Below are 2,330 nucleotides of genomic sequence, written 5' to 3'. Positions count from 1 at the left end.
CGATTGCACCGGACCCTGCTCGCCGAGCTCAACGCGGCCGGTGAGCTCGACTGGATCCGCGCGTGCGTGGACGGCTCCCATGTGCGCGCGAAGAAGGCGGAGCCGCGACCGGTCCGTCGCAGGTCGATCGGCGGAAGACGGGCAGCAAGCACCACCTCATCTGCGACGGCAAGGGCACTCCATCGCACGTCATCACGACCGCCGCCAACGTCAGCGAACGTTACTCAGACGCTCGACCTCGTCGACGGCATCCCGCCCGTCGCCGGACGCCCCGGCCGGCCCCGGAGGCGGCCTGAGTGCCTTTTGGGCGACAAGGCGTATGACTCGAAGGCTGTGCGCAGTGAGCTGCGACGCCGCCGCATCCAGGCGGTGATCTTCCGCAAGGGCGCCCCGAACATCAAGGGCCTGGGCAAGCTCCGCTACGTGCGGGTGCTTTTCAGCCTGCCGGTGAGCAGATCGCCAATGGCGGCGATTCCTGTTGTTATGGCCCGTTCGGTGACATTGCCGAAGCCCAGAACGAGTTGTGCGGGTGCGCCGGCGTGTGAAGCGCGGCAGGCGCTCATGCCGTAAAGACCCACCTCGCGGGCGCGGGCGGCGGCGATGACGTGGTGTTCGCCGGTATCGGCGGGCAGGTGGGCGACCGCGTGGAAGCCGGCTGCGAGGCCGGTGACCGGCAACTCGGGGGCGTGTTCGCTGAGTGCGGTGAGCAGTACGGCGCGGCGGGCGGCATAGGTGGAGCGCATGCGCCGCAGGTGGCGGTCGAAGCGCCCGGACTCGATCAGCCGGGCCAGGGCGTGCTGATCGAGTCCGGGCGCGCCGCGGTCGCTGCGGTGTTTCAGCTCGGCCAGGGGTTCGGTCAGATCGGGTGGGCAGATCATCCATCCGATGCGCAACGTGGGGGCCAGGGACTTGCTGACGGTGCCCAGCCCGATGACCCGGTGTGGTTCCAGGCCTTGGAGCAGACCGACGGGCTCGCGGTCGTAGCGGAATTCGGCGTCGTAGTCGTCCTCGATGATGAAGGCGTCGCGGTCCCTGGCCCAGTCGATCAGCGCGCGTCGGCGTGCTGGGGCGAGGGCGACGCCGGTCGGCCATTGGTGCGCGGGGGTGACCACGACGGCTCGGGCGTCGGTGGCTGCCAGCGCACGGACGTCGATGCCGAGTTCGTCGACCGGTACGGGAACCGCCTGCACGCCGGCCGCGGTGGCGGCCGCAGTAACGGTTGCGGGCGAGCCGGGGTCCTCGAACGCCACCGTTCGCACGCCGAGGTCCGCGAGGGCACGCAGGGCGAGGCCGAGGCCCTGGGCGTAGCCGCCGCAGACGACGACGTGCTCGGGATCGGCCACGGCAGCGCGAACCCTGCGCAAGTAGCCGGCCAGGACCTCGCGCAAGGCCCTGGTGCCGCGGGGGTCGCCGTAGTCGAATTCCTCGGTGGGGATGTGCGACGCCACCTCCCTCATGGCCCGCACCCAGTCCTGGACCGGGAAGGATCTCAGATCTGGTACGCCCCATCGGAAGTCGGCGAGCAGACGGGGGGCGATGGTCCCGGGCCGCACGGTCACGGACGTCGCCGCCGCACCGCCGGCCACCCGGGTGGCCGAACCGGGGCGGGTCACCAGGTAGCCCTCGGCGAGGAGTTGGGCGTAGCACTCCTGCACCAGACCGCGGGACAGGCCGAGCGCACGCGCGAGTTCCCGGGAGGACGGAAGCCGTTCGCCGACCTGCAGGCGGCCGTTGCGGATGGCGTCGCGCAGGGCGTGTTCCAACTGGGCGCGCAGCGGGTGGCCGCTGGTTCGGTCCACGGCGAGCAGCAGATCGGGCGAGGAACTGGACCACTCCGGAGGCATGGAACTGGAGCTTACCGCGGGCCGGTGAGTGATCTTAGCGTCCTGGCATGACCGATACGCTCGATTCGATCGACCCTGGCCCTGCACGGCGCCCGCCGCTGGTGACCCGGCCGTTGATGTTGCGCTTCGTGTCCATTGTGGGCGCGTCGACCAGCTTCTACCTTCTGCTGTCAGTCGTTCCCGCCTACGCTGCGAGTGACGGTGGGGGTGGCGGGTCAGCAGGGTTGGCCACCGGCACGTTGATGCTGGCCACGGTGGTGGGCGAGTTCGCCACTCCCGCGCTGGTCGGCCGCTGCGGTTACCGCGTCGTCCTGGCCTGTGGCCTGGGACTGCTCGGCGCGCCGGCGCTGGCGCTGGCGTTCAGCGGGAACTTGTGGTGTGTCCTTGCGGTCTGCTTGCTGCGCGGTTTGGGTTTCGCGTTCACCGTGGTCGCGGGTGGCGCGTTGACGGTGTCACTGATTCCGGCCGAAAGGCGTGGTGAGGGAC

2 protein-coding genes are annotated in these 2,330 nt (G+C 70.3%); one reads left to right on the top strand and one right to left on the bottom strand.

The features are described 5' to 3' along the window. Positions 1-419 precede the first annotated feature (419 nt). Positions 420-1,844, bottom strand: a complete 1,425-nt coding sequence (pdxR, locus tag IE249_RS30510) for a MocR-like pyridoxine biosynthesis transcription factor PdxR (RefSeq protein ID WP_189709955.1) — start codon at positions 1,842-1,844, stop codon at positions 420-422. A 47-nt stretch (positions 1,845-1,891) separates the two neighbouring features. Between pdxR and IE249_RS38995 the strand changes: the two genes are divergently transcribed. Beyond that, the coding region (locus tag IE249_RS38995) for an MFS transporter (RefSeq protein ID WP_229859590.1) at positions 1,892-2,330 on the top strand (439 nt) is incomplete at its 3' end.

Origin of the sequence: Streptomyces anandii JCM 4720 (genome assembly GCF_014650655.1) — a bacterium.
GTDB classification, from domain to species: Bacteria; Actinomycetota; Actinomycetes; order Streptomycetales; family Streptomycetaceae; genus Streptomyces; species Streptomyces anandii.
The sequence above is the reverse complement of the archived record's forward strand: the minus strand, read 5'-3'. Positions and strand labels throughout refer to the sequence as shown.

Bases quoted from the DNA above. Each gene is read 5' to 3' on its own strand.
- pdxR (WP_189709955.1), bottom strand. From the start codon at position 1,844: ATGCCTCCGGAGTGGTCCAGTTCCTCGCCCGATCTGCTGCTCGCCGTG.